The following is a 26,962-nucleotide window of genomic DNA, read 5'->3' as shown; positions in this document are numbered from 1 at the left end:
CGAATGTCCGCCGGGGTGATCAGGGCCGGGCGCTGCTGTACAGTCCGCGCCGCCCGTCGTGACGTAAGGAAAAGGCCCATGCGAACTCGCCCCGGACGCACCGTCCTGCTCGCCCTCCCGCTCGCTCTTTCGCTGGCCGCCTGCGGCGCGGAGGCGGAGGAGCCGGCCGGGTCGGGGGGCCGGGAGGCGGCGGCGCCGTCGTCCCCGGCGCCCGAGTCCGCGGAGGACTTCCTCGACCTCGCCGAGAAGGCGATGGCGGCGGAGTCCGCCTGGACCTTCTCCGTGACGGGAGAGGAGGGTCTGACGCTCCAGGGGCAGAAGAGCGCCGCGACCTACCGGGGCACCGTCAGGCGCGGCATGGGGACGGCGACACTGCACTCGCAGGGCGTCAGCACCAGCAGCAAGGGGAAGAAGAAGTCCGAGGAGCTCTACGTCATCGGCGACGCGGGGTATCTGAAGGAGGACGGGGGCGCCTGGAAGGCCGTGTCCCCCGCCGACCCCGAGATGCGGAACAAGGCCGAGGACCCGGTCTCGGTCGTCGACGAGTTCCGGATCTACGCGCAGGCCTCCGGAGACGACGTGAAGGTCACCGAGGCGGGAGACGGCACGGTCGAACTCCGCGTCGCGAGCGGCAGGCAGAAGCTGAGCGCCGTCCAGGACAGGGCGTGGGCGAAGAAGGCGAAGCGCGAGTTCGACCCCACGGCCGAGCAGCTGCGCGAGGCCGGCATCGCGGTGCAGGACGACCGGTTGACCCTCTCCGGCCTGGAGGAGGTGCTGGTCCTTGACGCGAAGACGTACCGGATCAAGAGCCACCGCCTCGACTTCGGCTTCCTGATTCCGTACAACGGGCAGGACATCACCTTCGAGCAGCAGGTCGGCGAGGAGAACCAGGGCCCGTACGACGGGAAGATCGAGCTTCCGGCGGGCGTGCGCTGACATGGAGATCGTTCCCCTCACCGGCGTGGCCGGTGCGGCCTTCGGGCAGTCCCGCGCCTCGGTGCGGGCCGTGCGCGGAGAGCCCGACTCCGCGTTCCGGCGGGGCGCCGACGCGCCCCTGACGGACATGTACGCCGACGAGTCCTGCGTCTTCCTCGAGTACGACGGCGCCGACCTGCTGCACGCGATCGAGATCGCCTCGCCCGGCCCCGTCACCCTGCACGGGGTGCGGCTGCTCGGGCGGCCCGAGGACGAGGTCGTCGGCGAACTCCGCGACGCCGGGCACGAGGTGGTGGCCGAGGAGGAAGCAGGGAGCATCGGGTGGGCGCTGCCCGCCCTGGGCGTCACTCTGGGAGGGACGGCCCGGGATACGGACGGGTTCGAGAGCGTGCGGTTCTGTGGGGTGCCCACGACGCTCGACGCCTTCGAGTTCTTCGAGGGACCTGAGGGGCGGTCGGGCCCGGGAGAAGCGGTGGTGCTTCCACACCGGGGCATCGGCCCGGTGCGGCTGGGCGCGGGCCGCAGCGCCATGCGGGGGTTGCTCGGCCCCGGCATCGGCTCCGTCCCGGAGTTCGGTGCTGCCTGGCAGGACACGTTCTTCTCCGGCGTGGTGTTGTCGTACGCCGCGGACGAGACCGTCGTACGGATCGCCTTCACGGGGCGTACGTCCGTCGGCCACGACGGCGTGCCGCTGCTGGGGCGCCCGCGGTGGGACGTACGGGCGCAGGCTACGGAAGCGGGGCTGCGGGTGCTGGACCGGGAAGCGGAACTGGTCTTCCCGGACGCGGGCTTCAGCGTGCTGACCGCCCGTGACGGGGACGCCCTTCCCACGACGGCCGTCGTACTGCCGGCGCCCGCCCCGCCCCCGGGGCCGGCTACTGCACGTCTGTGGTGAAGACGAACGATCCGACCAACGGCTGCCGCTCAGCCGTTCAGGCCGCCTGCCGGTCCTCGACGCCGGCCGCCGACGACCCGCCCAGGTCGCACTCGTGTGTCATGCGGTGAACCGTACCGGTGGTCTCCGATCGTGCGGCCGCCGACGGATTTCCCCGGCGCCGGTACGCGTACATCCCGTTCCCGCTGATCTGCGCGGCGCCGGTGGTCGGCGCACCGCCCCTGGGGGCCGCATCCTGACGGTCGCCCGCGCCCTGCCCGCGCCCCCGCCCCTGCCCGCGCCCCCTCCTGCGGTGCGTGCCGTCATTGTCGGCGCCTCAGTACCAGAACGCCTTGACCACCGCGTGGCCTGACGCCGCGGCGCGTTCGTAGAAGATGCGCAGGCCGGTGTGGTACCCGGCGTACGTTCCCTTGATCTCGTCGGCGTCCCAGCCGGGGCCGAACCCGTCCCGGAGCTTCGCACCGGCCACGTCCCAGAGCGTGTCGAACGGCACGGCCGTGAGGAAGGCGGCCGCGCACACCGTGCCGGCCGGGTCCAGGACGGCGAACGGTGCCTCCGGGCTCGCCGGGTCGTGGAAGACGCGCCCGCCGAAGACCGGAAGTTCCCACGCCCCGTCGAACCCCTCGGGCAGCGCCGCGCCCGCCGCGCAGAGGTCGTTCACCGAGGCGAAGTCCTTCTCGATGGAGTACGCGACACCCGAGGAGTGCTCGGCCCGCCGGACGTCCCAGTCCCAGGCCGCGGCCATGAAATCCACCAGCCGGGCATGGTCGGAACCCTCGATCGTGGACTCCTGTACAGCACGCAGGTGCATATGGAAGCTCATGGCCCGGACCGTATCCGCCACCGCTGACACCCGGTCAGCCCACCCCTGTCCGCTATGTCCTGCGCCTGGATTTCGGCCGATGCGGCGATGTATAACCTGCCCGCCTCAGCGCGGCCCTTCCCGCCGCGCCGTTCCGTCGAGCCAAGGATCTTCCTGTGCTGCGCTCTTCCCGTAAGTTCTCGCCCGTGCTGGCCGTGGTCGGTGCGATGTCGCTCGTGTCGGCCTGTGGAGGAGGCGAGGAGTCGGCCGACGCCGCCGCGTCCGTCTCGCCCGGGGCGGTGAGCGAGGCCGGGGACCAGTCCGGTTCGTCCACGACGCCGAGCCCCTCCGCCTCGGCATCGGCGTCCGCCTCCGCGTCCCCGTCCGTCTCCGCCTCGGCCTCCGCCAAGGCGTCCGGTGGCGCGTCCCCCGGGACTACCGCCACCGGCGCGTCCGGCAGCGGCGGTTCGGGCAGTGGCAGCGGGAGCGGCGGATCGCAGCAGTCGGCCGCGCCGGCCGCCGCGCCGGACTTCCCCGTGCCGGTCGAGGTCGGCAACGCCACCCAGGTCATCACCGTCAAGGCCAGCGGCTCGTACGCCACCGTCACCGCCTGGCAGAAGGGCTCCTCCGGCTGGAAGGCGCAGTTCTCCACGACTGCCGGCCGCGTCGGGTCGAACGGCGTCGTCCCCGGTTCGACGCGCAAGCAGAGCACGTACACCACGCCGTCCGGCACGTACACGATCACCGAGGGCTTCGGTGTGGAGTCCAGCGGCACCGCCATGCCGTATACGAAGGTCAACGACAGCCACTGGTGGGTCCAGGACCCCGAGTCGAAGTTCTACAACCAGATGCACACCGAGGAGGGCGCGGACTTCCCGCTCACCGAGTCCGGGGACCGCGGCAGCGAGCACCTGATCAACTATCCGACGCAGTACGCCAAGGCGCTCGTCATCAACTTCAACCGCTGGCCCGCCGTGCCCGGCCGCGGCGCGGGGATCTTCTTGCACGTCAACGGCAGCGGTGCGACCGCGGGCTGCGTCTCCGTGCCGCGGGCGACGATGGAGAGGTTCATGGGCTGGGTCCAGCCCTCCGCACATCCGCGCATCGCGATCGGCTGACGGCCCCCGCCGGACCGACCGGCCCGGACATGAAGGACGACCGGGGCCGCCACCCCCCACAGGAGAGGCCCCGGTCGTCGTTCGTGTGGGGGTGCAGTGGCACCCCGTACTACCCTCAGCGCCGAGAGTGCTGTTTCTGTCACACCGCGCTGAGTGGCAGAGTCGTTGCAACTTGTACAAGGCGTGGACGCGGGGCCGGGAAACAACGTAGCGTGCTGGTTCGCGTACGGTGACGCGGCAGTGATGACCAGCTGCGGTTCGGAACGACAGGTTGAGGTAGTGCTGGGGGACGACGCGGAGCTGACCGCCGCCGTGCTCGCGGCTCAGGGCGGGGGCGAGGACGCCTTCCGTGCTGTGTACCGCGCGGTGCATCCGCGGCTGATCGGCTATGTGCGCACTCTGGTCGGCGATGCCGACGCCGAGGACGTCACATCGGAGGCGTGGCTGCAGATCGCCCGGGACCTCGACCGATTCAGCGGGGACGCCGACAGGTTCCGCGGCTGGGCCGCGCGGATCGCCCGGAACCGTGCTCTGGATCACATACGGATGCGGGGCCGCCGTCCCGCCGTCGGCGGTGACGAGACGGAACTGACCGGCAGGCCCGCAGACTCCGACACCGTCGACGAGGCCATGGAGTCCATCTCCACCAGCAGCACCATGGCGCTCATCGCCCAGCTGCCGCAGGACCAGGCGGAGGCGGTCGTGCTGCGGGTCGTCGTCGGCCTCGACGCGAAGAGCGCGGCGAAGACGCTCGGAAAGCGGCCCGGCGCCGTGCGGACCGCGGCGCACCGAGGCCTGAAACGGCTCGCGGAGCTGCTGGGAGCAGACGGCGTGACGGCGCTCGAAAGCGCTGACGGGAGCCCCCGCGACACCACACGCCGGGGCGGGGAGGGCCCTGCGCAGACGGCTCCGGAGCTCGGTGGCCTGCCCTCCCAGCGCGACTCGCGTCCCGGAGCGACGGCACCCGCCGGTGTGACGCATTCACGTCTGCGGACGCAGAAGGACATGTGATGGCCGACGAGCGGTACGAGTGGCTTGACAGGGACGCGGCGGAGCGCCTGCTGCGCGGTGAGACTGTCGAGGCCGCGGACGAACGTGCCCGCACGGAGGCCGCACGGCTCCTCGCCGCCCTGGAAAGCGCGACGGACCCCGGCTATCGGTATGACGACGGCGAACTGCCCGGCGAGGCGGCCGCGATGGCCGCGTTCCGCAAGGCGAGGGCCGACGTCGGGGCATCGGCAGGGACTTCGCTCGGGACCGTACGGGTCGCCCCGGACGCCCGGCCGGGCCGAGGCACGGGCCTCGCACGCCCCCTGCGGTTCGGTATCGCGGCAGCTCTCGCGGGCTGCGCCATCGGCGGCGTGGCCGTCGCGGCCGGCAGCGGTGTGCTCCCCACCTTCGACGACGACCGTCCGACGCCCGCCTCCTCCGTCTCGGCCGCCTCGACCCCCGGGCCGCTCGGCTCTCCGACGCAGAGCGTCGGCGGGACCGGCTCGCACTCCCGGTCGCCCGGCGCCACCGGCACGCCTCCGGGCCTGCCGCCCGTCGACAGCGCCACCCCGTCACCCACCGATACGGGCAACGCCACTCCCGGCGGTCCCGTCGACGACGGCGGAGCCACGCAGGGCGGCGACGGCTCCGCCAGGAAGGGCGACCTCTACCGCAAGACCGTCGAGGCCTGCCGCGACTACCGCAGCGGCCGGATCGCGGAGGACCGCAAGCGCACGCTGGAGGCGACCGCCAAAGGTGCTACACGCGTTGAGCGGTTCTGCGACGAGCTGCTGGGCAGCGACTCCGCCGACGGCGGAGCCGGCGATGCCGACAGCTCGGGCGGCTCCGGCGGTGACAACGGCGAAGGCGACAACGACGGCGGCGACGGGGACAAGGACTCCGGCGGCTCGGGTGACGGCGACCGCGACGCGGGCGGCGACGATCTTCCGCAGGCCCCCGCCACCCCGCAGGTCTCCTGGTCCCTCGTCCCGGCACCTTCCGCGGCCGTGACGCCGTCGGTGACCTCCACCGCTCTTTCCCTCAGTGCGGTCGTACAGCCCTTCTGACCAGCGCTTTTCCCGAGAGGCGCGCAGGGTGTGACGTTTTTCCGGGCCATGGCGCAGTAGATAGTGAGCCGACTGGTCATCGGCGGCGCAACGAGCCGGGGTTCCCCCCGTACCTACGGCTCAGCGCAAATGGCGCGGGCGGGACACGTTCCCCCGGTCCCGCCCGCGCCCTCCCCACTCAGGACCGTCACCAGTAGACGACGACCTTGTCGCCGGTCCGCACCTGGTCGAACAGCGCGGCGATCGCGCCCTTGTCCCTGACGTTGACGCAGCCGTGCGAGGCCCCGTTGTAGCCGCGGGCCGCGAAGTCCGAGGAATAGTGCACGGCCTGGCCGCCGCTGAAGAACATCGCGTAGGGCATGGGCGTGTCGTAGAGCGTCGAGACGTGGTCACGGGACTTCCAGCCCACGTTGAACACGCCTTCCCGGGTCGGGGTGTACTGCGACCCGAAGCGCACGTCCATCGTCGACAGCACCTTGCCGTCGATCATCCAGGACAGGGTGCGGGTGGTCTTGCTGATGCACATCACCCGGCCCGTCATGCAGCGCGCATCCAGCTTCGCCTTCGGCTTGTTGACGTCCTTGCCGTCCAGCTCCGCACGCGTCGGCTTCGTCGTCATGCCCAGCAGCCGCTGCCAGGTGACGGTGTCCGTGCTGCCCGTCACAGGCAGACCGCGCTTGCCCTGGAAGCCCTTGACGGAGGTCGTGGTGACCGGTCCGTACGTGCCGGTCGGCTTGTCGTCGAACCAGCCGATCTGCGCCAGCCGGGCCTGCAGCTCCCGTACCTGCTCACCCTTGGCGCCGGGGGCCATCAGCACCTTGGGCGCGGGCTGGGTCGTGGAGGCCGAAGGAGACGGCTTCTGCGACTCCGAGGGGGACGACGACTCCGAGGGGGACGACGACGGCGAGGCGGACGGTGTCGGCGACGCCGAGGCCGCCGGTGCCGAGCTCGGCTTGCTGTCGGCGGTCGGTGCGTCGGTCGCAGCCTCCGCCTTGCAGCCGGCCGTCACTGCTGCCACGAGCACCGCGGCCGCAGCGGCCAGCGTTCTCGTCCCGGCATTTTTTCTGAACATGTCGCCCCCCACGGGTATCTGTGTACTGGTGAGACAAATTCCCGTCCGGCCCGGTTGCGCAATCGCGGGCATCATGGGGGTAACAGTTGGGGGACAGACGTGACACGGTGAGGGGCTGTCCGGCGGGTCGTGGGGCGCGCGGCTGTGAGCAAGGTCCCAGCGCACGGCGCTCCATCCGTCGCCCGCCCGCCGCTACAGTCCGTCGCAGCATTTGTTACCTGTCAGTAGGTTCAGCGGGAGGCACAGTCACATGGCGCGCGAGTCCGAGTCGGGACTGCCCATCAAGCCGGTCTACGGGCCGGCCGACCAGGAGGGCTGGGACCCGGCCGAGAAGCTGGGCGAGCCCGGTGCGTACCCCTTCACGCGCGGTGTGTACCCGTCGATGTACACGGGCCGGCCCTGGACGATGCGCCAGTACGCCGGTTTCGGCACTGCGGTCGAGTCCAACGCCCGCTACAAGGAGCTCATCGCCCACGGCACGATGGGCCTCTCCGTCGCCTTCGACCTGCCGACCCAGATGGGCCACGACTCCGACGCCGCCATCGCGCACGGCGAGGTCGGCAAGGTCGGCGTCGCCATCGACTCGATCGACGACATGCGGGTGCTGTTCGGCGGGATCCCGCTGGACAAGGTCTCCACGTCGATGACGATCAACGCCCCCGCCGCCCTCCTTCTCCTCCTCTACCAATTGGTCGGTGAGGAGCAGGGCGTGCCCGCGGACAAGCTGACCGGCACCATCCAGAACGATGTGCTCAAGGAGTACATCGCCCGCGGCACGTATATCTTCCCGCCCAAGCCGTCGCTGCGGCTGATCGCGGACATCTTCAAGTACTGCAAGGCCGAGATCCCGAAGTGGAACACGATCTCGATCTCCGGCTACCACATGGCGGAGGCCGGTGCCTCGCCCGCGCAGGAGATCGCGTTCACGCTCGCCGACGGGATCGAGTACGTCCGTACCGCGGTCGCCGCCGGGATGGACGTCGACGACTTCGCGCCCCGGCTGTCCTTCTTCTTCGTCGCCCGGACGACCATCCTCGAAGAGGTCGCCAAGTTCCGTGCGGCCCGACGCATCTGGGCGCGGGTGATGAGGGAGGAGTTCGGCGCGAAGAACCCGAAGTCGCTGATGCTGCGCTTCCACACGCAGACGGCCGGCGTGCAGCTCACCGCCCAGCAGCCCGAGGTGAACCTCGTCCGGGTCGCCGTGCAGGGCCTCGCGGCCGTTCTCGGCGGCACGCAGTCGCTGCACACCAACTCCTTCGACGAGGCCATCGCGCTGCCGACGGACAAGTCCGCCCGCCTCGCCCTGCGCACGCAGCAGGTCCTCGCCTACGAGACGGACGTCACCGCGACCGTCGACCCCTTCGCGGGCTCGTACGTCGTGGAGAAGATGACCGACGACGTCGAAGCGGCTGCGCTCGCGCTGATGGAACGTGTCGAGGACCTCGGTGGCGCGGTCAACGCCATCGAGCGGGGCTTCCAGAAGAACGAGATCGAGCGCAGCGCCTACCGCATCGCCCAGGAGACCGACTCGGGCGAGCGCGTGGTCGTCGGCGTCAACCGCTACACGCTGGACACCGAGGAGCCGTACGAGCCGCTGCGCGTCGACCCCGCGATCGAGGCACAGCAGGCGGAGCGGCTGGCGAAGCTGCGCGCCGAGCGCGACCAGGCCGCCGTGGACGCGGCGCTCGCGCAGTTGAAGAAGGCGGCGGAGGGCACGGACAACGTCCTCTACCCGATGAAGGACGCGCTGAAGGCGCGCGCCACCGTCGGCGAGGTGTGCAACGCGCTGCGCGAGGTGTGGGGGACGTACGTCCCGACCGACGCGTTCTGAGGCGAATGGGCGGAGTGTCGTACCCGTGTGCGACACTTCCGCCCATGCTGGGTGTCACCGATCTGCCGACGTATCTCGCAGGCCTCGTCCTGATCATTCTGCTGCCGGGGCCGAACTCGCTGTACGTGCTGTCCGTGGCTGCGCGCCGCGGTGTGCGCACCGGCTACAAGGCCGCCGCAGGTGTGTGGTGCGGCGACACGGTCCTCATGGTGCTCTCGGCCGCCGGCGTGGCCTCGCTGCTCCAGGCGAACGCCGTGCTGTTCGGGATCGTCAAGTACGCGGGGGCCGGCTATCTGACCTGGCTGGCGATCGGGATGCTGCGCGCGGCCCGGGCGATGTGGCGCACGCGGCGGGAGCGGGTGGCAGAGGTCGTCTCCGAGGCCCCCACCGGGGAGCGGCCGTTCCGCCGGGCGTTCGTGATCAGCCTGCTCAACCCCAAGGCGATCCTGTTCTTCATCGCCTTCTTCGTACAGTTCGTGGACCCGGCGTACGCATACCCGGCCCTGTCGTTCACGGTGCTCGGCGCGCTGGCGCAGGCGGCGAGCGTCCTCTACCTGACGCTGCTGATCTTCATGGGCACGCACCTCGCAGCCGCGTTCCGCCGCCGGAGGCGGCTGTCGGCGGGGGCGACGTCGGCGGCGGGCGCGCTGTTCCTGGGCTTCGCGGTGAAGCTGTCGCTGAGCGGGACGTAACGCTCCGCTGCGGGACCGATTCTCCAGCCCAGCCCCTCTCCGCTGTAGCCGCATTTACGGCCACAGCGCGTGGTGGGGCTCCGCCCCGGACGCTTCCACGGGGCTCCTTCCCCGGGCCTGGCGGCCCTGGGGACCCCACCCGGACCACCACGCCTCGCATTCGCCCTGCGGCCCGGCCCGCCGTGGGCGGGCGTGCCTCCCACGCCGCCAGGTGCAGGGGAGTGCCCCGAGTCGGGGCCGATGTTCACGCAGCGAAATCCAGCCCTCCGGGCCGCGGACACCACACGGAGCGCGGTAGGGGGCTGGGGGCGCCCCGCGCCACGCGGCGGAACCGCAGTCGAAGGGGCGGGGCGGTGGAAAGGCCCCGGCGGCGTGGCGGCGCGTCAGCCCGGCACCGCGTCAGCCCGGCACCGCGTCAGCCCAGTGCCGCGGCGGGCGGGCCCGCCGGCGGCGGGGCGGGGGAAAGGCCCCGCGCAGCGTGCGGGGGGCGCGTCAGCCCAGTGCCGCGACCCGCTTGAGGACCCGCTTGAGTCGCCGCCCCCGCCGCACCACCCGGCGGGCCACCTGCCCCCGTGGCACCGGGACGCCGCCCGGCAGACCGAGGACCGTGAGACGGCGTCGCTTGAAGTAGCGCGCGGTGCGTTCGTCCAGGCTGGTCCTGAGGAAGCGTTCGGCGGCCGGCCGCAGATCCGGCCGCAGTTGCGACTGCATCGCGAAGCCCACCGCGGAGAGCAGGCCGGCGAGTTCCTCGCCGGCCTCGGCCGGAGTGCTCGCCTCGCCCGCCGCCAGGTCGGGCAGCAGCGCGTCGGCGATGGTCAGCGGTACGCGGTTGCTGTTCTGGTACGGCGTGAGCCGGTCCAGCAGCGGCACCGTGCCTATCCGGGCGACCGGGACGCCGTAGAAGGTGCCCGCGGTGAACAGCGCCGTGGAGAAGCACCCCACCACCAGCGCCGGACGCATCTGCTTGAACAGCACCTCCGCGAGCAGCGGCCGTGCCAGCACGGTGAGTTCGACCCCGAGGGACTCGGCCCGGCGCTCCAGCGTCCGCGTCCACGCGGCCGGAGCCGTGGGGTGCGGCTTGAAGACGATCCGGCGGTGCCCGAGGGCGGCCGCGCCCGCCAGCATGCGGACGTGGAGTTCCTCCTCCTCCGCCGGTGAGAGGATGTCCAGCGCCGCCAGATACTGGCCCAGCAGCAGCGCAGGCCCCTCCGGCACGCCCGCGCAGGCGTCCGGCACCGCGTCGGAGAGTTCGCCGACGACCTTGACGAAGGCCTCCGTCGGCACCAGCTGCGGCTGCACCCCGAACTCCGCCAGCAGCAGTGGCCTCAGACCGGGCACCAGGTCCAGGTGCAGCAGTCGCCGCACCCGTTCGCCGACGAGCGGGTCGATCTTGTTGCGGGTGGGGCCGTAGCTCATCAGCCCGTCCGCGTACACGTCGAGCGCCGCGTCCGGGAAGAGCTGGGCGATCGCCAGCGCCGGGTTGACCTGGATGGACTCGACCGCCAGCTCGATCCGGTCCTCGCCCAGGTCCCACAGCCGGCGCAGATACCGCTCCCACAGCGGCACGTCGTCGCCGCGTGGAGCCCAACCGCCGGGATGGAAGGGGGAGATGGTCTCGTTCCAGGACAGCAGCCCGTCGAAGCGGTCGCGCAGCCGCTCGAAGCCCTCCATCTCGTCGAGGGCGGGGGTGGTCTCCGGGTTCGCCGCGTTGTTGGAGACCAGCAGCAGCCGGCGGTCGGCGTCGGCGAAGGCGCCGCTGTCGATCGCGGCCGCCAGTGTGGCGGCGCCGAAGAGCGAGGAGGCGAAGAAGATCTGCGTCGTGGCCATCAGGCTGCCGCCTCCACGGAGAGAGGAGCGGGGCGCCTGCGCGCCCTGCGCAGCCGCGAGGCGCGTTCGGCGTCCATGGAGTCGAGCGCCTCCTTCAGCACGTCCTGCGGCATACGCTTCAGTGCGGCCGCGCTCATCGTCCGCAATTTCCGTGCCACAGCAGGTTCGTACCTTTCGGCGGATCCCAGATGGTGGGAAATGACGGCGCAGTAGGTGCGAACGGCCTTCGGCAACAGACGGTCCGATTCGGGGTCATTCGCAGTTTCCTCGATCACCTGGTCGAATGCCTTGATGAAATCGAGCTGTCTGATGTCGCCGATCTGGGTGAGCGACGACGCGATACCTCGGCGGTAGAAAATTCCCAGGTGGCTGATCACGGCGAACGAGTCCGCCTCACGGTGCAGCCGCCAGATCCACGGCCGGTCCTCCGCGGTGCGCAGGCCGTGCGTGAAGTGCAGCAGTCCGCGGTCCACGAGGCGCCGGTGGTACATCCCGGCCCAGGCGTACGGGTAGTCGACCGCCGTCGAGCGGTCGGAGGGCAGGATCACGTCACGCGGTCGCAGGACCTCGCCGCGCCGGCCGACCGGCACCCGGTGGACCGAGCGGGACCGGCCGGTGCACTGCACGTGGTCGGTACGGACGAAGTCGCACCCGAGGTCCTCCATGGCGGCCAGCAGGTGCTCGAAGTGGCCGGGCGCCAGCCAGTCGTCGCCGTCGAGGAAGGTCAGGTACTCCCCGTTCGCGGCGTCCAGGCCGGTGTTGCGGGCGGTGGCCAGACCACCGTTCCGCTCGTGTCTGACCAGGACCGCGCCGGGAAGCTCACGCTCCGCACGCTGCAGGATCTCCGGAGTCCCGTCCGTCGAACAATCGTCGACGAGCACGAACTCGAAGTCGGCGCGGGCATTCGCCATGAGGCTTCGCAGTGTGTCGGGGGCATATGTCTGCACGTTGTAGAACGGCACGATGACGGAGAGCTTAACCACCTGCGTGAGGTTAGGCGGCCACGCGTCATTCGCATCGACGCACACAAGGATGTCAGGTGAACGCCAGGCGGCCAGCTTGTTAACCCATCCGTTTCCCGGCCTGCTTCGCCGTCCGTAGACGCTCTGTTAACCCTTTGTTGCAGTCGAGTTGGGCCGTGAAACCAAATGGCTTTCTAACGTCCTCGACGTGCCAACAAGTACCAGCGAGGCTGTACGGGTCGCCGTACTCGCCGACTCCGACACCCGGTGGAAATGGGGCGCGCTCACCGCGCGCCGCATTGCACCGAGCACCTCCGTCGCGCTGAGCGGTTTTCTGCTGCGCGGCCGGGCCACACCCACGGCCCGCCAGCTCGCGGAAGTGGGTGTCCGCGCCGACGATCTGCGCGAGGTGACGGGGAACGAGTTCCTGCGGGCGATGAAGGACGAGACGTACGACGTCGTCGTGCTCGCCCTCGTGGGCGGTGGAGTCCAGGCCATGCTGCACGGGCTCGCCGCACTCGGTCTCGAACGCCGGCCCGTCGTCGTCACCGGCTACGTCGGTGTCGTCTACGAGAAGCTGTCCGACGGGCTGCTGCTGCGCCACGGCGCCGATGTCGTCCTCGCCAACTCCCGCCACGATGCGGAGCGGTTCCGCGCCGTGTACGAGGGAGTGGGCGCCGACGCCTGTGCCGTCACCGAGGCGGCGCTGCCCTTCCTCGGCGGCGCGCCGTACCAGGCCGAGGACGGCCGCGACACCGTCGTCTTCGCCGTCCAGCCGTCCGTGCCGGAGTCCCGGGCCGACCGTACGTACCTGCTGCGCAGGCTCGTGGAGCACGCCCGGCGCCACCCCGACCGCGAGGTGCTGCTGAAGCTCCGCTCCAAGCCGGGCGAGCACACCACCCACCTCGAAGAACTCCCGTACCAGAAGCTCGCGGACAGGCTGCCCGGCGGTCTGCCACCAAACTTCCGCCTGGTGTACGGGCACATGGGCGAGGTACTGGACCGCACGGATCTGCTGGTCACCGTGTCGTCCACGGCGGCGCTCGAAGCGCTGCACCGCCGCATTCCCACCGCCGTGCTCACCGACCTCGGGGTGCGCGAGGCCCTCGGCAACCACCACTTCCTCGGCTCCGGTCTGCTCGCCTCCTGGGACCAGCTCGACGGCGGCCACCGTCCCACCCCCGACGCCGGCTGGCTCTCGCGCCAGGGCGTCGCGGCGGACGGCTCGTACGACAGCGCCTTCGACGAGGCACGCAAGCGGGTCGCCGAGCTGCTGCTCGTCCCCGCGCTGCCCGCACCGGCGCCGTACTACACGCCGACCACCGCGCCCGGCTACCTGCCGGCCCTCCTCGCCCGCCACCACCTCGCCCCTGACGGCACTCCGCTGGCCGGCGCCGCCCCGAAGGCCGAGGTCACGGGCGTACGCCGGGTGGTGCGCGACGCCGTACGCGAGGTGGCGCGCGGCGCGTACCGCCACGGCGTGCAGCGCGTCGCGCCCGTGATCCGGCGGATGGGCGAGCTGTGACCCCCGACATCCACGTTTCAGAAGAGCCCCGCCAGAAGAGCCAAGAGCGTCAAGAACGTCTGGAGCCACCGATGACCGTTCTCGCCGTGATCCCCGCCCGCGGTGGATCCAAGGGCGTCCCGGCCAAGAACCTGGCCGCGGTGGGCGGCGTACCGCTCGTCGCGCGGGCCGTCCGCGCCTGCCTCGACGCCCCGCTCGTCACCCATGTCGCGGTCTCCACCGACGACCCGCAGATCGCGGCCGTCGCCCGCGGCGCAGGCGCCGAGGTCGTGCTGCGGCCCGCGGCCATCGCGGGGGACACCGCCACCAGCGAGTCGGCCGTACTGCACGCCATGGACGCCCACGAGGCCGTGCACGGCGCGCCCGTCGACGTGGTGCTGCTCGTACAGTGCACCAGCCCCTTCATCGCCAGGGAGGACATCGAGGGCGTCGCCCGCGCCGTCGTCCTGGACGGCGCCGACAGCGCAGTGACCGTGGCGCCCTTCCACGGCTTCGTGTGGCGCGAGACCGACGAGGCGGCCGACGCCGCGGAGAAGAGCGCGGAACGGGCCGGCGGCGGTGCCGCCGTGCTCGTCGACACCGCCACGCAAACCGCCACCGGGACCGGCTACGGCGTCAACCACGACTCGTCGTTCCGGCCCCGCCGCCAGGACCGCCCGCAGGACTTCCTGGAGACCGGCGCCGCGTACGCCATGTCAGCGCCCGGATTCCGCGAAGCCGGGCACCGCTTCTTCGGCCGCACCGCGCTGGTGCGCACCGACCCGGCGCGGGTCCTCGAGGTCGACGACCCGCACGACCTGGCCCGCGCCCGCGCGCTCGCGCCGCTGCTGGACACCGCCGCGGTGCCCGGACGCGCCGACGTGGACGCCGTCGTCCTCGACTTCGACGGCACACAGACCGACGACCGCGTGTTCATCGACGCCGACGGGCGCGAGATCGTCTCCGTCCACCGCGGCGACGGCCTCGGCGTCTCCCATCTGCGCAAGGCCGGCCTGGAACTGCTGATCCTGTCCACCGAGCAGAACCCGGTCGTCGCCGCCCGTGCCCGCAAACTCCGGATCCCCGTCCTGCACGGCATCGACCGCAAGGACCTCGCACTCAAGCAGTGGTGCGAGGAGCGGGGCCTGGCACCCGAGCGGGTGCTCTACGTCGGCAACGACGTCAACGACCTTCGGTGCTTCGACTTCGTCGGCTGGCCCGTGGCCGTCGCCAGTGCGCACGACTCCGTACGCGCCGCCGCCCGTGCCGTCACTGCCACGCCCGGCGGCGAGGGGGCGATCCGCGAGATCGCCGCCTGGCTCCTCGGCCCGACGCTCAACACCCCTGAATCCACCCCCATGTCCCCCAAGAAGTAAGGAACCACCCCCATGAGCACGTCCCGTCTGCGCTCCCTCGGCACCAAGACCGCCGGCCCCGGCAACCCCGTCTACATCACGGGTGAGATCGGCATCAACCACAACGGCGACCTGGACAACGCCTTCGCCCTGATCGACGCCGCCGCCGAAGCCGGCTGCGACGCGGTCAAGTTCCAGAAGCGCACCCCGGAGATCTGCACCCCGCGCGACCAGTGGGACATCGAGCGCGACACCCCCTGGGGCCGGATGACGTACATCGACTACCGTCACCGCGTCGAGTTCGGCGAGGACGAGTACCGCCAGATCGACGAGCACTGCAAGAAGCGCGGCATCGACTGGTTCGCGTCCCCGTGGGACACCGAGGCCGTCGCCTTCCTGGAGAAGTTCGACCTCCCCGCCCACAAGGTCGCCTCCGCGTCGCTCACCGACGACGAGCTGCTGCGCGCACTGCGCGCCACCGGCAGGACGGTCATCCTCTCCACCGGCATGTCCACCCCGAAGCAGATCCGCCACGCCGTCGAGGTCCTCGGCAGCGACAACATCCTGCTCTGCCACGCCACCTCGACCTACCCGGCCAAGGCCGAGGAGCTCAACCTGCGGGTCATCAACACCCTGATGGGCGAGTACCCGAACGTCCCGATCGGCTACTCGGGCCACGAGACCGGTCTGCAGACCACCCTTGCCGCCGTCGCCCTCGGCGCCGCGTTCGTCGAGCGCCACATCACGCTCGACCGTGCCATGTGGGGCTCCGACCAGGCCGCCTCCGTCGAGCCGCAGGGCCTCACCCGCCTCGTGCGCGACATCCGCACCATCGAGGAGGCGCTCGGCGACGGTGTCAAGAAGGTCTACGACTCCGAACTCGCCCCCATGAAGAAGCTGCGCCGCGTCGCGGGTGTCGTGGCCGAGGCGGGCGACCGTGAGCCGGCCGCGGTCTGACGACCGCGCGGACGCGCTTCGCGCGGGTGTCACCGGGTCCGGGGCAGGCCCCCGGACCCCGCGGCCACGCGGACCGCAAGCAACCAACGCCCTCCGGGGCGGTCAGCCACGGACCCGGCCGCAGGCCGGCCCGGCATCACGAGGTGACAACCAGTGAATCTCGCCTTCGTCGAGAGTCCGGTCCAGCTCCTGAACGTCCTGGAGTGGGCCCACGCCGCGCCGGTCGCGCCCGGGCCCGACAGCCTCATCGTGGTCGTGCTGTCGCCAACCGACCCCATGTCCCGCGGCCAGCTGCGCCGGATGGCCGAGCTGGCCCGTGACGCCGGCTTCACCGTCCGCTGGCAGGAGGCGCGCGGCGGGGCGGGCGCCCCGCTGCGCACGCTGCGCCGGCTCGCCCCGGTACTGCGCCGTGCCGAGCGCATCGTCATCGGCGACCCGTTCTCCCGGTACGTACAGCTCCTGCTGACCCTGGTCGGCAGGAAGGACGTGACCGTCGTGGACGACGGCACCGCGACCATGGAGTTCGTCGCCCAGGTCGCCCGTGGCGAACAGCTGGTGCGCTGGCACCGGCGCGGGGGCCGCCGCAGGCCCCGCGAGCTGGTGCTCGCGCCGGTGACGTTCCTGGCGCGGCGTCGGCTCAGCCCGTCGAAGGACCGGTCGGTCGAGGTCTTCACCTCCATGCCGGTCGAACCGCAGCCGGGGATCACGGTCACCCGCAACGTCTTCGCCTGGACCCGTTCCCGGTTCGGCCCGCCGACCATCACCCGCGGCGCGGACCTGGTCGGCACCTCCCTCGTGGAGACCGGCGTCATCGATCTCGGGCAGTACCTGGAGGCGGTCTCCGCACTCGCCCGCACCCATGGCGCCACCCGCTACTTCGCGCACCGCAGGGAGAATGCGGACAAACTGCACCGGCTCGCCGTGGAGACCGGCCTGGAGGTGGTCCGCCCGGAGCTGCCGCTCGAGCTGATCGCCCGGCGCGGCCCGATCGGAGCAACGGTCCTCAGCTTTCCCTCCACCGTCGTCCACACCCTGCCGCTGGCCCTGGCGGGCACGGGCATCAAGGTGGCGGTCTGCGACGTTGCGCCCGAATGGCTCAAGGAAAGCGCCTCGCCGCGCGCCCAGGGCTTCCTGGCCGGGGTCACGGGCACGGCCCGTGATGTGCAGCGGCTGCCGGCACCGGCCTGAAGAGCCGAGAAGAGGCCGCAGTAAGCGGACGGACACCGCCTGAAAGGGGAAGATCGACTCAATAGCGAGTCGCGTGAGTTTACCCACTATCAAAGGCAACCAATCGCCGTGTGACCAAAATCCTGTCCCCTATGAGGCTGATGTTTTGTTGATCGCACGGCAGTTGAGGCGAGAAGGGGCATACCCTTCACTGGGTGAACCAGTTGATGTCCCGCGAGTCAGAAGAAGTCGAACGGCCCGGCGCAATCGCACTGCCCGGCACGCTGTCCGAGTCGCTGCGTGCCGAACTGATCGCGTTCCGGCGCGACTTGCACATGCACCCCGAGCTCGGCAACCAGGAGTTCCGCACCACCGCCGTCATCAAGGCGCGCCTCGAGCAGGCCGGGCTCAAGCCCCGGGTCCTCGCTGCGGGCACCGGCCTGATCTGCGACATCGGTACGCCGGCTCCTGGCGTCGTACGGCCCTTCTTCGCCATCCGCGCCGACATCGACGCCCTGCCCATCCCCGACACCAAGACCGGCGTCCCCTACCGCTCCACCGTGCCCGACCGCGCCCACGCCTGCGGCCACGACGTGCACACCACCGTCGCACTCGGCGCCGGGCTCGTGCTCGCCGAGCTCGACCGGAAGGGGGCCCTGCCGCAGCCCGTCCGGCTGATCTTCCAGCCCGCGGAAGAGGTGCTGCCAGGCGGTGCGGCCGACGCGATCGAGTCCGGCGTGCTCGAGGGTGTCAACAAGATCATCGGCGTCCACTGCGACCCCAAGGTCGACGCGGGCATCATCGGGCTGCGGCCCGGACCCATCACCTCCGCCTGCGACCGCCTCGAAGTCGCCCTCGACGGCCCCGGCGGCCACACGGCCCGCCCGCACCTGACCACCGACCTGGTCACCGCGGCGGCCAAGATCGTCACCGAGGTGCCGGCCCTCCTCGCGCGCCGCGTCGACGCGCGGTCCGGCCTCGCCGTGACCTGGGGTCGCATCGAAGCCGGGCACACCTGCAACGTCATCCCGCAGCACGCCGAACTCTCCGGCACCGTCCGCTGCCTCGACCTGCCGGGGTGGCGCGAGGCGCCCGACCTGGTGCACGCGGCCATCGACGAGATCGCGACGCTGCACCGGGCCAAGTCCCAGATCAACTACGTCCGCGGGGTCCCGCCGGTCGTCAACGACCCCGTCGTCACCGACCTGCTGCGCGACGCGCAGACGGCGCGGCGCGGATCGTATGCGATCGAGGACACCGAACAGAGCCTCGGCGGCGAGGACTTCTCCTGGTACCTGGAGCACGTCCCGGGCGCGATGGCCCGCCTGGGCGTGCGCGTGCCGGGCGACACGGTCCGCCGCGACCTGCACCGGGGCGACTTCGACGTCGACGAGTCGGCGATCGCGGTGGGCGTCGAACTCTTCACGGCGGCGGCCGTCCTGGACGCGCGCCTGCCGCTCTGACCCGCCGGGTCGGATCCGGGGGCGTTGCGTTCCCTTCGTGGCGGGTCCGGAGCAGGTTCCGCTGGGCGGGCCTGCGCCCACCCCGCCCCCTGGCCGAAACGGGCTCCGTCCGGACCCGCCAACGCGCTCCGCACGGTGCTTCGGGGGATCCGCCCCGGTATCGGGCTTCGCTCGGTATCCAGGGCCCGGACGGGATGCGATACCTCCCGCGCCGCCCGAAGGGGGCGCGGGGGTGCGGGGCGGAGCCCCCGGAACGGGTACGGAGCCCGGTCTCGGCAAGGGGGCATCTCCCCACCCGTACCGATCTACCTGCGGGAGCGAAACCACCGGACCGGGGGCTCAGGGGGGCGCGAGAGACCGGACAGGCCCGGAGCGGCACCCGGACACCGGCCACCGGACTCGGGCCCCGCCCGGAAAACGCGGGCCCGCCCCCCAGGTAATACGCACAGGCCGGCCCCGCCCCAGATCCGGCGCCCGGATGCCGGACGCCGCCCACCGGACCCGCGCCCGCCCGGAGGCGCCCGCCCCCAGGGCGCGTCCCCGGACCCGCGCCCGCCCGGAGGCGCCCGTCCCCAGGGCTCCACGCACCCGGCCCGGGCCCCGCCTGCCGGGCCCGCCGCCCGCCCCCAGAACGCCACGCACCCGGCCCGGGCCCCGCCCGACAACGCGGGCGGGCCCCGCGCCCGCCCCAGGGGCCCCCGACCGGGCGACACGCCGGGACGCGGCGAGGCCGTGGCCGGGGCATAACCTGGCTGCCGATCCCAAAGGGCTTCGCGACGATCCGATAACGACTGATGAACGGGTCTTTAACTGACATCTACGCGCGTTACGATCGCCGCGAACCCAGCGCCGGAAGTGGCGCTTTCGGTCAGGTTTAAAGGAGCCCCCCAGTGCGCCGGATCACCAGGATCGCCACCGTGGGCATCGCGTCCGCGGCTCTCGCACTGTCTGCCACCGCGTGTGGCAGCAAGTCGTCGTCCGAGTCCAGCGGCTCGGACGACAAGGGCGGCAAGGCCGCCATCGCGTACGACATCGGTGGCCGCGGCGACCAGTCGTTCAACGACGCCGCCTTCGCGGGCCTGGAAAAGGCCGAGAAGGAACTCGACATCGAGGGCAACGACGCCGAGCCCAGCGAGGGTGAGGGCGACCCGGACAAGATCCAGCGCCTGACCGCGCTGGCGCGGGCCGGCAACAACCCCGTGATCGGTGTTGGTTTCGCCTACGCGCCCGCCATCGCGGAGGTGGCCCCGAAGTTCCCGAAGACGACCTTCGGTCTCATCGACGACACCTCCAAGACCGGCCCGAACATCGCCAACCTTGTGTTCAACGAGGAGCAGGGCTCCTACCTGGCCGGCGTCGCCGCCGCCAAGGTGACGAAGACGAACACCGTCGGCTTCATCGGCGGTGTGGAGACCCCGCTGATCAAGAAGTTCGAGGCGGGCTTCGTCCAGGGCGTCAAGGACACCAAGAAGGGCGTCAACGTCAAGGTCCAGTACCTGACGCAGCCGCCGGACTTCGGCGGCTTCTCGAAGCCGGACCTCGGCAAGGCCGCCGCGCAGGGCCAGCTCGACGCGGGCGCGGACGTGATCTACGCGGCTGCCGGTCTCGCGGGCTCCGGTTCGATCGAGGCGACCGCCAAGGCCGGCAAGTGGGCCATCGGCGTCGACTCGGACCAGTACAACCAGAAGGGTCTGGCCGCCTACAAGAACCAGATCCTGACCTCGGTCACCAAGAACGTCTCCGGTGCCGTGTTCAACCTGATCAAGTCGGTCCAGGACGGCAAGCCGCAGACCGGTGAGATCCGCTACGGCCTCGAGGACGACGGCGTCGCCCTGGCCCGCTCCAACCCGGCCTTCACCAAGATGACGGACGTCATCGCGGCGGTCGACAAGGCCAAGGCCGACATCACCGCCGGCAAGATCAAGGTCAAGACCGCTCCGTAACCGAGCGGCCGGTACCGCAGGTCCGCGGGCCCGGGGCGTGAGCCCCACGGCCCGCGGACCGGTTTCCGGCCCCCGGGTTTTGGTATTCGGGAGCGCTACGCGCGTAGAGGGCGTTCCGGCGCGATAACTTCGCCACGCCCCCATGACCACCACAGCCCGCCCCTTCCGCCTGCCTTCCCGCTCCTTCCCGCCAAGGAGAGTGCGTCATCAACGCGTCCAGCCCTCCTGCCGCCGTAGAACTGCGCGGCATCACCAAGCGCTTCCCCGGCGTCGTCGCCAACCACGACATCGACATCACGATCCGCCAGGGCACCGTGCACGCCCTGGTCGGTGAGAACGGTGCCGGTAAGTCGACCCTGATGAAGATCCTCTACGGCATGCAGAAGCCGGACGAGGGCACCATCACCGTCGGCGGCGACCAGGTCACCTTCTCGAGCCCCGCCGACGCCATCGCCCTCGGCATCGGCATGGTGCACCAGCACTTCATGCTGGCCGACAACCTCACCGTCCTGGAGAACGTCGTTCTCGGCGGAGAGAAGCTGTACGGCATCGGTGCCAGGGCCCGGAGGAAGATCCAGGAGATCTCCGACGCGTACGGCCTCGGGGTGCGTCCCGACGTCCTCGTCGAGCAGCTCGGCGTCGCCGACCGCCAGCGCGTCGAGATCCTCAAGGTCCTCTACCGCGGCGCCCGCACGCTGATCCTCGACGAGCCGACCGCCGTGCTCGTCCCGCAGGAGGTCGACGCGCTCTTCGACAATCTGCGCGAGCTCAAGGCCGAGGGCCTGACCGTCATCTTCATCTCGCACAAGCTGGGCGAGGTGCTGTCGGTCGCCGACGAGATCACGGTCATCCGCCGCGGTACGACGGTCGGTACCGCGGACCCGAGGAGCACCACGACCAAGCAGCTCGCCGAGCTGATGGTCGGCACCGAGCTGCCGTCGCCGGAGACCCGGGAGTCGACGGTCACGGACGTGCCGATGCTCAAGGTCGAGGACCTCAGGCTCACGGCCACCGACCCGGACGGCGTGGTTCGCGAGGTCCTCGCCGGGATCGGTTTCACCATCCACAAGGGCGAGGTCATGGGCATCGCCGGTGTGGAGGGCAACGGCCAGACCGAGCTCATCGAGGCCCTGATGGGCATGCGCGACCCCGACGCCGGTGTCGTCACGCTCGACGGCGCCGACATCTCGCACGCGGCCACCCGCAAGCGCCGCGAGGGCGGCATCGGCTACATCCCGGAGGACCGGCACCGGCACGGCCTGCTGCTGGACGCCCCGCTGTGGGAGAACCGCATCCTCGGCCATGTGACGGAGAAGCCGAACAGCAAGAAGGGGCTGCTCGACCTCAAGGCCGCACGCCAGGACACCGAGCGCATCGTGCGCGAGTACGACGTGCGCACGCCCGGCATCGAGGTCACCGCCGCCTCGCTGTCCGGCGGCAACCAGCAGAAGCTGATCGTCGGCCGTGAGATGAGCCACGCGCCGAAGCTGCTGATCGCCGCGCACCCCACCCGCGGTGTGGACGTCGGCGCGCAGGCGCAGATCTGGGACCAGATCCGCGAGGCGCGCCACGAGGGTCTGGCCGTGCTGCTGATCTCCGCAGACCTGGACGAGCTCATCGGACTCTCCGACACCCTGCGTGTGATGTACCGCGGCCGTCTGGTCGCCGACGCCGACCCCGCCACGATCACCCCGGAGGAGTTGGGCTCCGCCATGACCGGTGCCACGTCCGGCCACCTCGAGCACGACGAGAACGGTGAGAGCCGATGAAGAAGTTCGACAAGGACCGGCTGATCCTGGGCCTGGCCGGCCCGGCGCTCGCCCTGGTCGTGGCCTTCCTGCTCACCGCGGTGGTGCTGCTGCTCTCCAACCTCAGCCCGCTCGAGCCGTACCGGCTGATGATCGACCAGATCCAGTTCACGGACGTCCAGGTCCTGATCGTCAACCAGACCGGCATCTACTACCTGGCAGCCCTGGCCGTCGCCATCGGCTTCCGGATGAACCTGTTCAACATCGGCGTCGACGGCCAGTACCGCCTCGCGGTCATGCTCGCCGCAGTCGTCGGTGCCGCGGTGGAACTGCCCGGTCCGCTGCACGTCCTGCTGATCGTGCTCGTGGCCATGGCAGTCGGCGCCTCCTGGGCCGGCATCGCGGGCGTCCTCAAGACCACGCGCGGGGTGAGCGAGGTCGTCTCCACGATCATGCTCAACGCCATCGCGACCAGCCTGATCGCCTGGATGATCCTGCCGGCGAACCTCGGTGTGCGCCCGGAGGGCTCCAACGACCTGAACACCGGAATCATCGCCGAGTCCGGCTGGTTCCCCGGCCTGGCGCTGGACGGCGGCACGATCTACGGCTTCACCTTCGTCGCCTTCGCGCTCGGCATCGTCTACTGGTTCGTGCTGAACCGCACCCGCTTCGGATTCGACCTGCGCGCCACCGGCGCCAGTGAGTCCGCCGCCCAGGCGAGCGGTGTGGACGCCAAGAAGATGGTCCTCACCGCCATGCTGATCTCCGGTGCCATGGCGGGCCTGGCCGGCATGCCGATGCTGCTCGGCCAGACCCACACGTACAGCCTGAGCTTCCCGGTCGGTGTCGGTTTCACCGCCATCGGTATCGCCCTGCTCGGCCGGAACAACCCCATCGGCATCTTCTTCGCCTCACTGCTCTTCGCCTTCCTGGACAAGACGGCGGAAGGCATCGGCCTGGAGGGTTATCCGAAGGAGATCGCGCTGATCATGCAGGGCCTGATCGTGATCGCGGTCGTCGTGTCCTACGAACTGGTCCGTCAGTACGGGCTCCGCCGTCAGCAGCAGAAGGTCGGCGAGGAGCTTGCCGCGCAGGCCCGGAAGAAGAAGGAGGTGGCGGCATGAGCGAGTCGACGAGCACCGTCTCCATGGCGAACACCGCGCCCAAGAAGGGCGGCGGCCGCCGCAAGCTGTCCCTGCCCGTCATCCTGCTGATCATCGCGGGCGGACTCGCCCTGTTCTCGCTGGTGCGGGTCATCAGCGGCGCGAACGACCTCACCTCCATCGGCCAGGTCTCCGGCGCGCTCCAGCTCGCCGTGCCGATCGGTCTCGCCGGCCTCGGCGGACTGTGGGCCGAGCGGGCCGGCGTCATCAACATCGGTCTCGAGGGCATGATGATCCTCGGCACCTGGTTCGGCGCCTGGGCGGGCTACCAGTGGGGCCCGTGGACCGGTGTGCTGCTGGGCATCGTCGGCGGTGCGCTCGGCGGTCTGCTGCACGCGGTGATGACGGTGACCTTCAAGGTCAACCACATCGTCTCCGGCGTCGCCATCACCATCCTGGCCACCGGCCTCACCCGCTATCTGTCGAACTTCACCTTCGCCGAGACCGAGGGCGGTTCCTCCAAGCAGTCGCCGCGCATCGACGCCATCGAGCGCATCACGATCCCCGGGCTCTCCGACGCCCTGGGCGACCTCCAGGCCAAGCACTGGTTCTTCGTGTCCGACCTGGCCGGCGTCCTCGGCGGCCTGGTCACCAACCTGTCGCTGCTGACCGTCGTCGCGCTGCTGCTCGTCCCCGGCACCTGGTGGGTGCTGTGGCGCACCAGCTTCGGTCTGCGGCTGCGCTCCTGCGGTGAGAACCCGGTCGCCGCCGAGTCGCTCGGCGTCAACGTCTACAAGTACAAGTACATCGCCGTGATCGTCTCCGGCGGTCTGGCCGGCCTCGGTGGCGCGTTCCTCGCGATCATCACCGGCATCTACCAGGAGGGCCAGACCGGCGGCCGCGGCTACATCGGTCTCGCCGCGATGATCTTCGGCAACTGGATGCCGGGCGGAATGGCACTGGGCGCGGGCCTGTTCGGCTTCACCGACAGCCTCAAGCTGCGCGGCGGTGCGATGAACGTCCACGCGATGCTGCTGCTGCTCGCCATCCTGCTGCTGATCGCGGTGTTCTGGCTGCTCTACAAGAAGAAGTACGTCCAGGCCGTGGTCTCCGCGGCGTTCTCCGCGCTGCTGTTCACCTGGTACGCGCTGACCGACGAGTTGCCGAGCCAGTTCGTCGACGCCGCGCCGTACGTCGCCACGCTGCTCGTGCTGGCGGTGTCCGCACAGCGGCTGCGCATGCCCAAGGCCAACGGTCAGCCGTACTTCAAGGGCCAGGGCAAGTGACGGCGGACGACGGCTTCGACTGGGACGCCCTGCGGGCGCTGGCGCGCGAGGCGATGTCGCACGCGTACGCCCCGTACTCGGGCTACCCGGTCGGCGTCGCCGCCCTCGTCGACGACGGCCGTACGGTTACCGGCTGCAACGTCGAGAACGCCTCGTACGGGCTCGGGCTGTGCGCCGAGTGCGGCCTCGTCTCGCAGCTGCAGTCCACCGGCGGCGGCAGGCTGACCCACTTCACATGCGTCGACGGCCGGGGCGAGCTGCTGGTGCCGTGCGGCCGATGCCGACAACTGCTGTACGAGTTCGGCGGCCCCGGACTGCTGCTGGACACCCCGGCCGGGGTCCTGCCGCTCTCCGAGATGCTGCCGCACGCCTTCGGGCCGGGCCATCTCGACTGAGCAAGAGCAACACCTCGCGGCCCTTCCGCTGCCGGCGGAAGGGCCGCGCCCTTACCCTCTTTCTATGCGCGTAGAGCGCGGGCAGATCAACCTGGAGGAAATGCCATGGACGTCATCTCCGTCATCCGCACCAAGCGGGACCGCGGCGAGCTGAGCCCCGAGCAGATCGACTGGGTGATCGACGCCTACACCCGCGGCGAGGTCGCCGACGAGCAGATGTCGGCGCTGGCCATGGCCATCCTCCTCAACGGCATGAACCGCACCGAGATCGCCCGCTGGACCGCCGCCATGATCGCGTCCGGGGAGCGGATGAACTTCACCTCGCTCTCCCGCCCCACCGCCGACAAGCACTCCACCGGCGGCGTCGGCGACAAGATCACGCTCCCGCTCGCCCCGCTGGTCGCAGCCTGCGGCGCGGCCGTGCCCCAGTTGAGCGGCCGCGGCCTCGGCCACACCGGCGGCACGCTCGACAAGCTGGAGTCCATTCCCGGCTGGCGGGCCCTGCTTTCCAACGAGGAGATGCTGAACGTCCTCGAGACCACCGGCGCGGTCATCTGCGCGGCCGGCGACGGCCTCGCCCCCGCCGACAAGAAGCTCTACGCCCTGCGGGACGTCACAGGCACCGTCGAGGCGATCCCGCTGATCGCCTCCTCGATCATGTCCAAGAAGATCGCCGAGGGGACCGGCTCGCTCGTCCTCGACGTCAAGGTCGGCACCGGCGCCTTCATGAAGAACATCGACGACGCCCGCGAACTGGCCTCCACCATGGTCGCGCTGGGCACCGACAGCGGTGTGAAGACGGTCGCCCTGCTCACCGACATGTCCACGCCGCTCGGTCTGACCGCCGGCAACGCCCTCGAGGTCCGCGAGTCCGTCGAGGTCCTGGCGGGCGGCGGCCCCGCGGACGTCGTCGAACTCACCCTCGCGCTCGCGCACGAGATGCTCGACGCCGCCGGCATCAAGGACGCCGACCCGGCGAAGGCCCTCGCCGACGGCTCCGCGATGGACGTGTGGCGCCGCATGATCGCCGCGCAGGGCGGCGACCCGGACGCCACCCTGCCCGTCGCCCGGGAGCAGCACGTCGTCACCGCCCCGGCCTCCGGCGTGCTGACCCGCCTCGACGCCTACGACATCGGCATCGCCGCCTGGCGCCTCGGCGCCGGCCGCGCCCGCAAGGAGGACCCGGTCCAGGCCGGCGCGGGCGTCGAGCTGCACGCCAAGCCGGGCGACACGGTGACCGCCGGCCAGCCGCTGCTGACGCTCCACACGGACACGCCCGAGAAGTTCGACTACGCGCTGCGGTCCCTGCACGCCGCCTACGACATCGCCGAGTCCGGCGCGGACTTCACCGCGAATCCCATCGTGCTGGACCGCATCGCCTGACCTGCCGCGGTCGAAGGGGACCGGTGCGAACCGCCGGTCCCGCCCGGGTCCTGCCCGCCGCCGCGATGAGTTCCCCGAGCGGCGGCGGTCATCCTGACGTGGACGCCATAGAGCCTGCTGTCATGCGCATCACCGGGAGGATCACCCCCGGCGATGCTTCGCGCCTCTGCGAGGAGCTCAGCCGCCTGCTCCGTCACCACGGGACGGGCGGCGTTCCTCCTGACGAGGTGTTCTGCGACATCGGCGGACTCGAGCAGGTGAACCTGGCCACCGTGGACGCCCTCGCCCGCCTGCACCTCACCGCGCGGCGGCAGAGCACTCGGCTCCGGCTCCGCAACGCCGGATCCGATCTGCTCGCCCTGCTGGAACTGGTGGGCCTGCCCGAACTGGCCGATGCCGTCTAGTGTCCTGCGCCGGAGATCCGTCGGCAGAAGCGGGCGAGGGATTCGAGGATTTCTTCGGCGGT

At 71.0% G+C, this 26,962-nt stretch carries 23 protein-coding genes; 19 read left to right on the top strand and 4 right to left on the bottom strand.

Annotated features, from left to right (window positions below):
• Positions 1–78 precede the first annotated feature (78 nt).
• On the top strand, positions 79–936 hold the full coding sequence (locus IE198_RS14725) for a hypothetical protein (protein WP_189886595.1): 858 nt from the start codon (positions 79–81) through the stop codon (positions 934–936).
• 1 nt (position 937) lies between these two features.
• A complete protein-coding gene (locus IE198_RS14720; protein WP_189886593.1) occupies positions 938–1,831 on the top strand; it encodes a hypothetical protein in 894 nt (297 codons plus the stop codon).
• 316 nt (positions 1,832–2,147) lie between these two features.
• Here the strand turns inward: IE198_RS14720 and IE198_RS14715 are convergent, their stop codons facing one another.
• Entirely contained in the window at positions 2,148–2,654 is a 507-nt protein-coding gene (locus IE198_RS14715) for a DUF1877 family protein (RefSeq protein WP_189886591.1), read from the bottom strand.
• Between the two features lie 155 nt (positions 2,655–2,809).
• Here IE198_RS14715 and IE198_RS14710 point away from each other — a divergent pair, with 155 nt between their 5' ends.
• The 3 genes from IE198_RS14710 (at position 2,810) to IE198_RS14700 (ending at position 5,808) form a co-directional block, all read left to right on the top strand.
• Positions 2,810–3,751, top strand: coding sequence for a L,D-transpeptidase family protein (locus IE198_RS14710; RefSeq protein ID WP_229833939.1), 942 nt, complete (start codon positions 2,810–2,812; stop codon positions 3,749–3,751).
• Between the two features lie 279 nt (positions 3,752–4,030).
• The gene (locus IE198_RS14705; RefSeq protein ID WP_189886589.1) at positions 4,031–4,762 is read left to right on the top strand and encodes an RNA polymerase sigma factor; all 732 of its coding nucleotides are present in this window, start codon (positions 4,031–4,033) and stop codon (positions 4,760–4,762) included.
• Positions 4,762–5,808 (top strand): hypothetical protein, encoded by a 1,047-nt coding sequence (locus IE198_RS14700; RefSeq protein WP_189886588.1) that lies wholly within the window; start codon positions 4,762–4,764, stop codon positions 5,806–5,808. Before IE198_RS14705 ends, IE198_RS14700 begins: the two co-directional genes overlap by 1 nt.
• Before the next feature lie 187 nt (positions 5,809–5,995).
• Here IE198_RS14700 and IE198_RS14695 read toward each other — a convergent pair whose 3' ends face one another.
• Positions 5,996–6,880 carry a L,D-transpeptidase family protein gene (locus IE198_RS14695; RefSeq protein WP_189886586.1) on the bottom strand — a complete coding sequence of 295 codons (885 nt, stop codon included), beginning with the start codon at positions 6,878–6,880 and terminating at the stop codon, positions 5,996–5,998.
• 250 nt (positions 6,881–7,130) lie between these two features.
• Here IE198_RS14695 and IE198_RS14690 point away from each other — a divergent pair, with 250 nt between their 5' ends.
• Together IE198_RS14690 and leuE are read left to right on the top strand one after the other, a co-directional pair.
• Positions 7,131–8,711, top strand: a complete 1,581-nt coding sequence (locus IE198_RS14690; RefSeq protein ID WP_189886584.1) for an acyl-CoA mutase large subunit family protein — start codon at positions 7,131–7,133, stop codon at positions 8,709–8,711.
• Positions 8,712–8,755: 44 nt separating this feature from the next.
• Positions 8,756–9,403, top strand: a complete 648-nt coding sequence (leuE, locus tag IE198_RS14685) for a leucine efflux protein LeuE (protein ID WP_189886582.1) — start codon at positions 8,756–8,758, stop codon at positions 9,401–9,403.
• 492 nt (positions 9,404–9,895) lie between these two features.
• Here leuE and IE198_RS14680 read toward each other — a convergent pair whose 3' ends face one another.
• Together IE198_RS14680 and IE198_RS14675 are read right to left on the bottom strand one after the other, a co-directional pair.
• Positions 9,896–11,230 (bottom strand): polysialyltransferase family glycosyltransferase, encoded by a 1,335-nt coding sequence (locus IE198_RS14680; protein ID WP_189886581.1) that lies wholly within the window; start codon positions 11,228–11,230, stop codon positions 9,896–9,898.
• Positions 11,230–12,213 carry a glycosyltransferase family 2 protein gene (locus tag IE198_RS14675; protein ID WP_189886579.1) on the bottom strand — a complete coding sequence of 328 codons (984 nt, stop codon included), beginning with the start codon at positions 12,211–12,213 and terminating at the stop codon, positions 11,230–11,232. Before IE198_RS14675 ends, IE198_RS14680 begins: the two co-directional genes overlap by 1 nt.
• 187 nt (positions 12,214–12,400) lie before the next feature.
• Between IE198_RS14675 and IE198_RS14670 the strand changes: the two genes are divergently transcribed.
• The 12 genes from IE198_RS14670 to IE198_RS14615 all read left to right on the top strand — a co-directional run bounded on the left by IE198_RS14670 (position 12,401) and on the right by IE198_RS14615 (position 26,900).
• A complete protein-coding gene (locus IE198_RS14670) occupies positions 12,401–13,717 on the top strand; it encodes a DUF6716 putative glycosyltransferase (protein WP_189886577.1) in 1,317 nt (438 codons plus the stop codon).
• 71 nt (positions 13,718–13,788) lie between these two features.
• Entirely contained in the window at positions 13,789–15,072 is a 1,284-nt protein-coding gene (locus IE198_RS14665; protein WP_189886575.1) for an acylneuraminate cytidylyltransferase, read from the top strand.
• 12 nt (positions 15,073–15,084) lie between these two features.
• A complete protein-coding gene (locus IE198_RS14660; protein WP_189886573.1) occupies positions 15,085–16,008 on the top strand; it encodes an N-acetylneuraminate synthase family protein in 924 nt (307 codons plus the stop codon).
• Between the two features lie 153 nt (positions 16,009–16,161).
• Positions 16,162–17,196 carry a hypothetical protein gene (locus tag IE198_RS14655; protein WP_189886571.1) on the top strand — a complete coding sequence of 345 codons (1,035 nt, stop codon included), beginning with the start codon at positions 16,162–16,164 and terminating at the stop codon, positions 17,194–17,196.
• A gap of 206 nt (positions 17,197–17,402) precedes the next feature.
• Positions 17,403–18,638 (top strand): amidohydrolase, encoded by a 1,236-nt coding sequence (locus tag IE198_RS14650; RefSeq protein ID WP_189886940.1) that lies wholly within the window; start codon positions 17,403–17,405, stop codon positions 18,636–18,638.
• An 890-nt stretch (positions 18,639–19,528) separates the two neighbouring features.
• The gene (locus IE198_RS14645) at positions 19,529–20,581 is read left to right on the top strand and encodes a BMP family lipoprotein (RefSeq protein WP_189886569.1); all 1,053 of its coding nucleotides are present in this window, start codon (positions 19,529–19,531) and stop codon (positions 20,579–20,581) included.
• 206 nt (positions 20,582–20,787) lie between these two features.
• Positions 20,788–22,350: an ABC transporter ATP-binding protein gene (locus tag IE198_RS14640; protein ID WP_189886938.1), complete on the top strand. Its 1,563-nt coding sequence runs from the start codon at positions 20,788–20,790 to the stop codon at positions 22,348–22,350.
• A complete protein-coding gene (locus tag IE198_RS14635; protein WP_189886567.1) occupies positions 22,347–23,453 on the top strand; it encodes an ABC transporter permease in 1,107 nt (368 codons plus the stop codon). Before IE198_RS14640 ends, IE198_RS14635 begins: the two co-directional genes overlap by 4 nt.
• Positions 23,450–24,718 carry an ABC transporter permease gene (locus IE198_RS14630; RefSeq protein ID WP_189886565.1) on the top strand — a complete coding sequence of 423 codons (1,269 nt, stop codon included), beginning with the start codon at positions 23,450–23,452 and terminating at the stop codon, positions 24,716–24,718. The genes IE198_RS14635 and IE198_RS14630 overlap by 4 nt, the downstream gene beginning before the upstream one ends.
• Positions 24,715–25,113 (top strand): cytidine deaminase, encoded by a 399-nt coding sequence (locus tag IE198_RS14625; RefSeq protein ID WP_189886563.1) that lies wholly within the window; start codon positions 24,715–24,717, stop codon positions 25,111–25,113. Before IE198_RS14630 ends, IE198_RS14625 begins: the two co-directional genes overlap by 4 nt.
• 105 nt (positions 25,114–25,218) lie before the next feature.
• Positions 25,219–26,496, top strand: coding sequence for a thymidine phosphorylase (locus IE198_RS14620; protein WP_189886562.1), 1,278 nt, complete (start codon positions 25,219–25,221; stop codon positions 26,494–26,496).
• Between the two features lie 122 nt (positions 26,497–26,618).
• A complete protein-coding gene (locus tag IE198_RS14615; protein WP_229833934.1) occupies positions 26,619–26,900 on the top strand; it encodes an STAS domain-containing protein in 282 nt (93 codons plus the stop codon).
• Positions 26,901–26,962 lie beyond the last annotated feature (62 nt).

Source organism: Streptomyces xantholiticus (assembly GCF_014651015.1).
Lineage (GTDB): Bacteria > Actinomycetota > Actinomycetes > Streptomycetales > Streptomycetaceae > Streptomyces > Streptomyces xantholiticus.
This window is presented reverse-complemented; position numbering and strand designations above follow the sequence as displayed.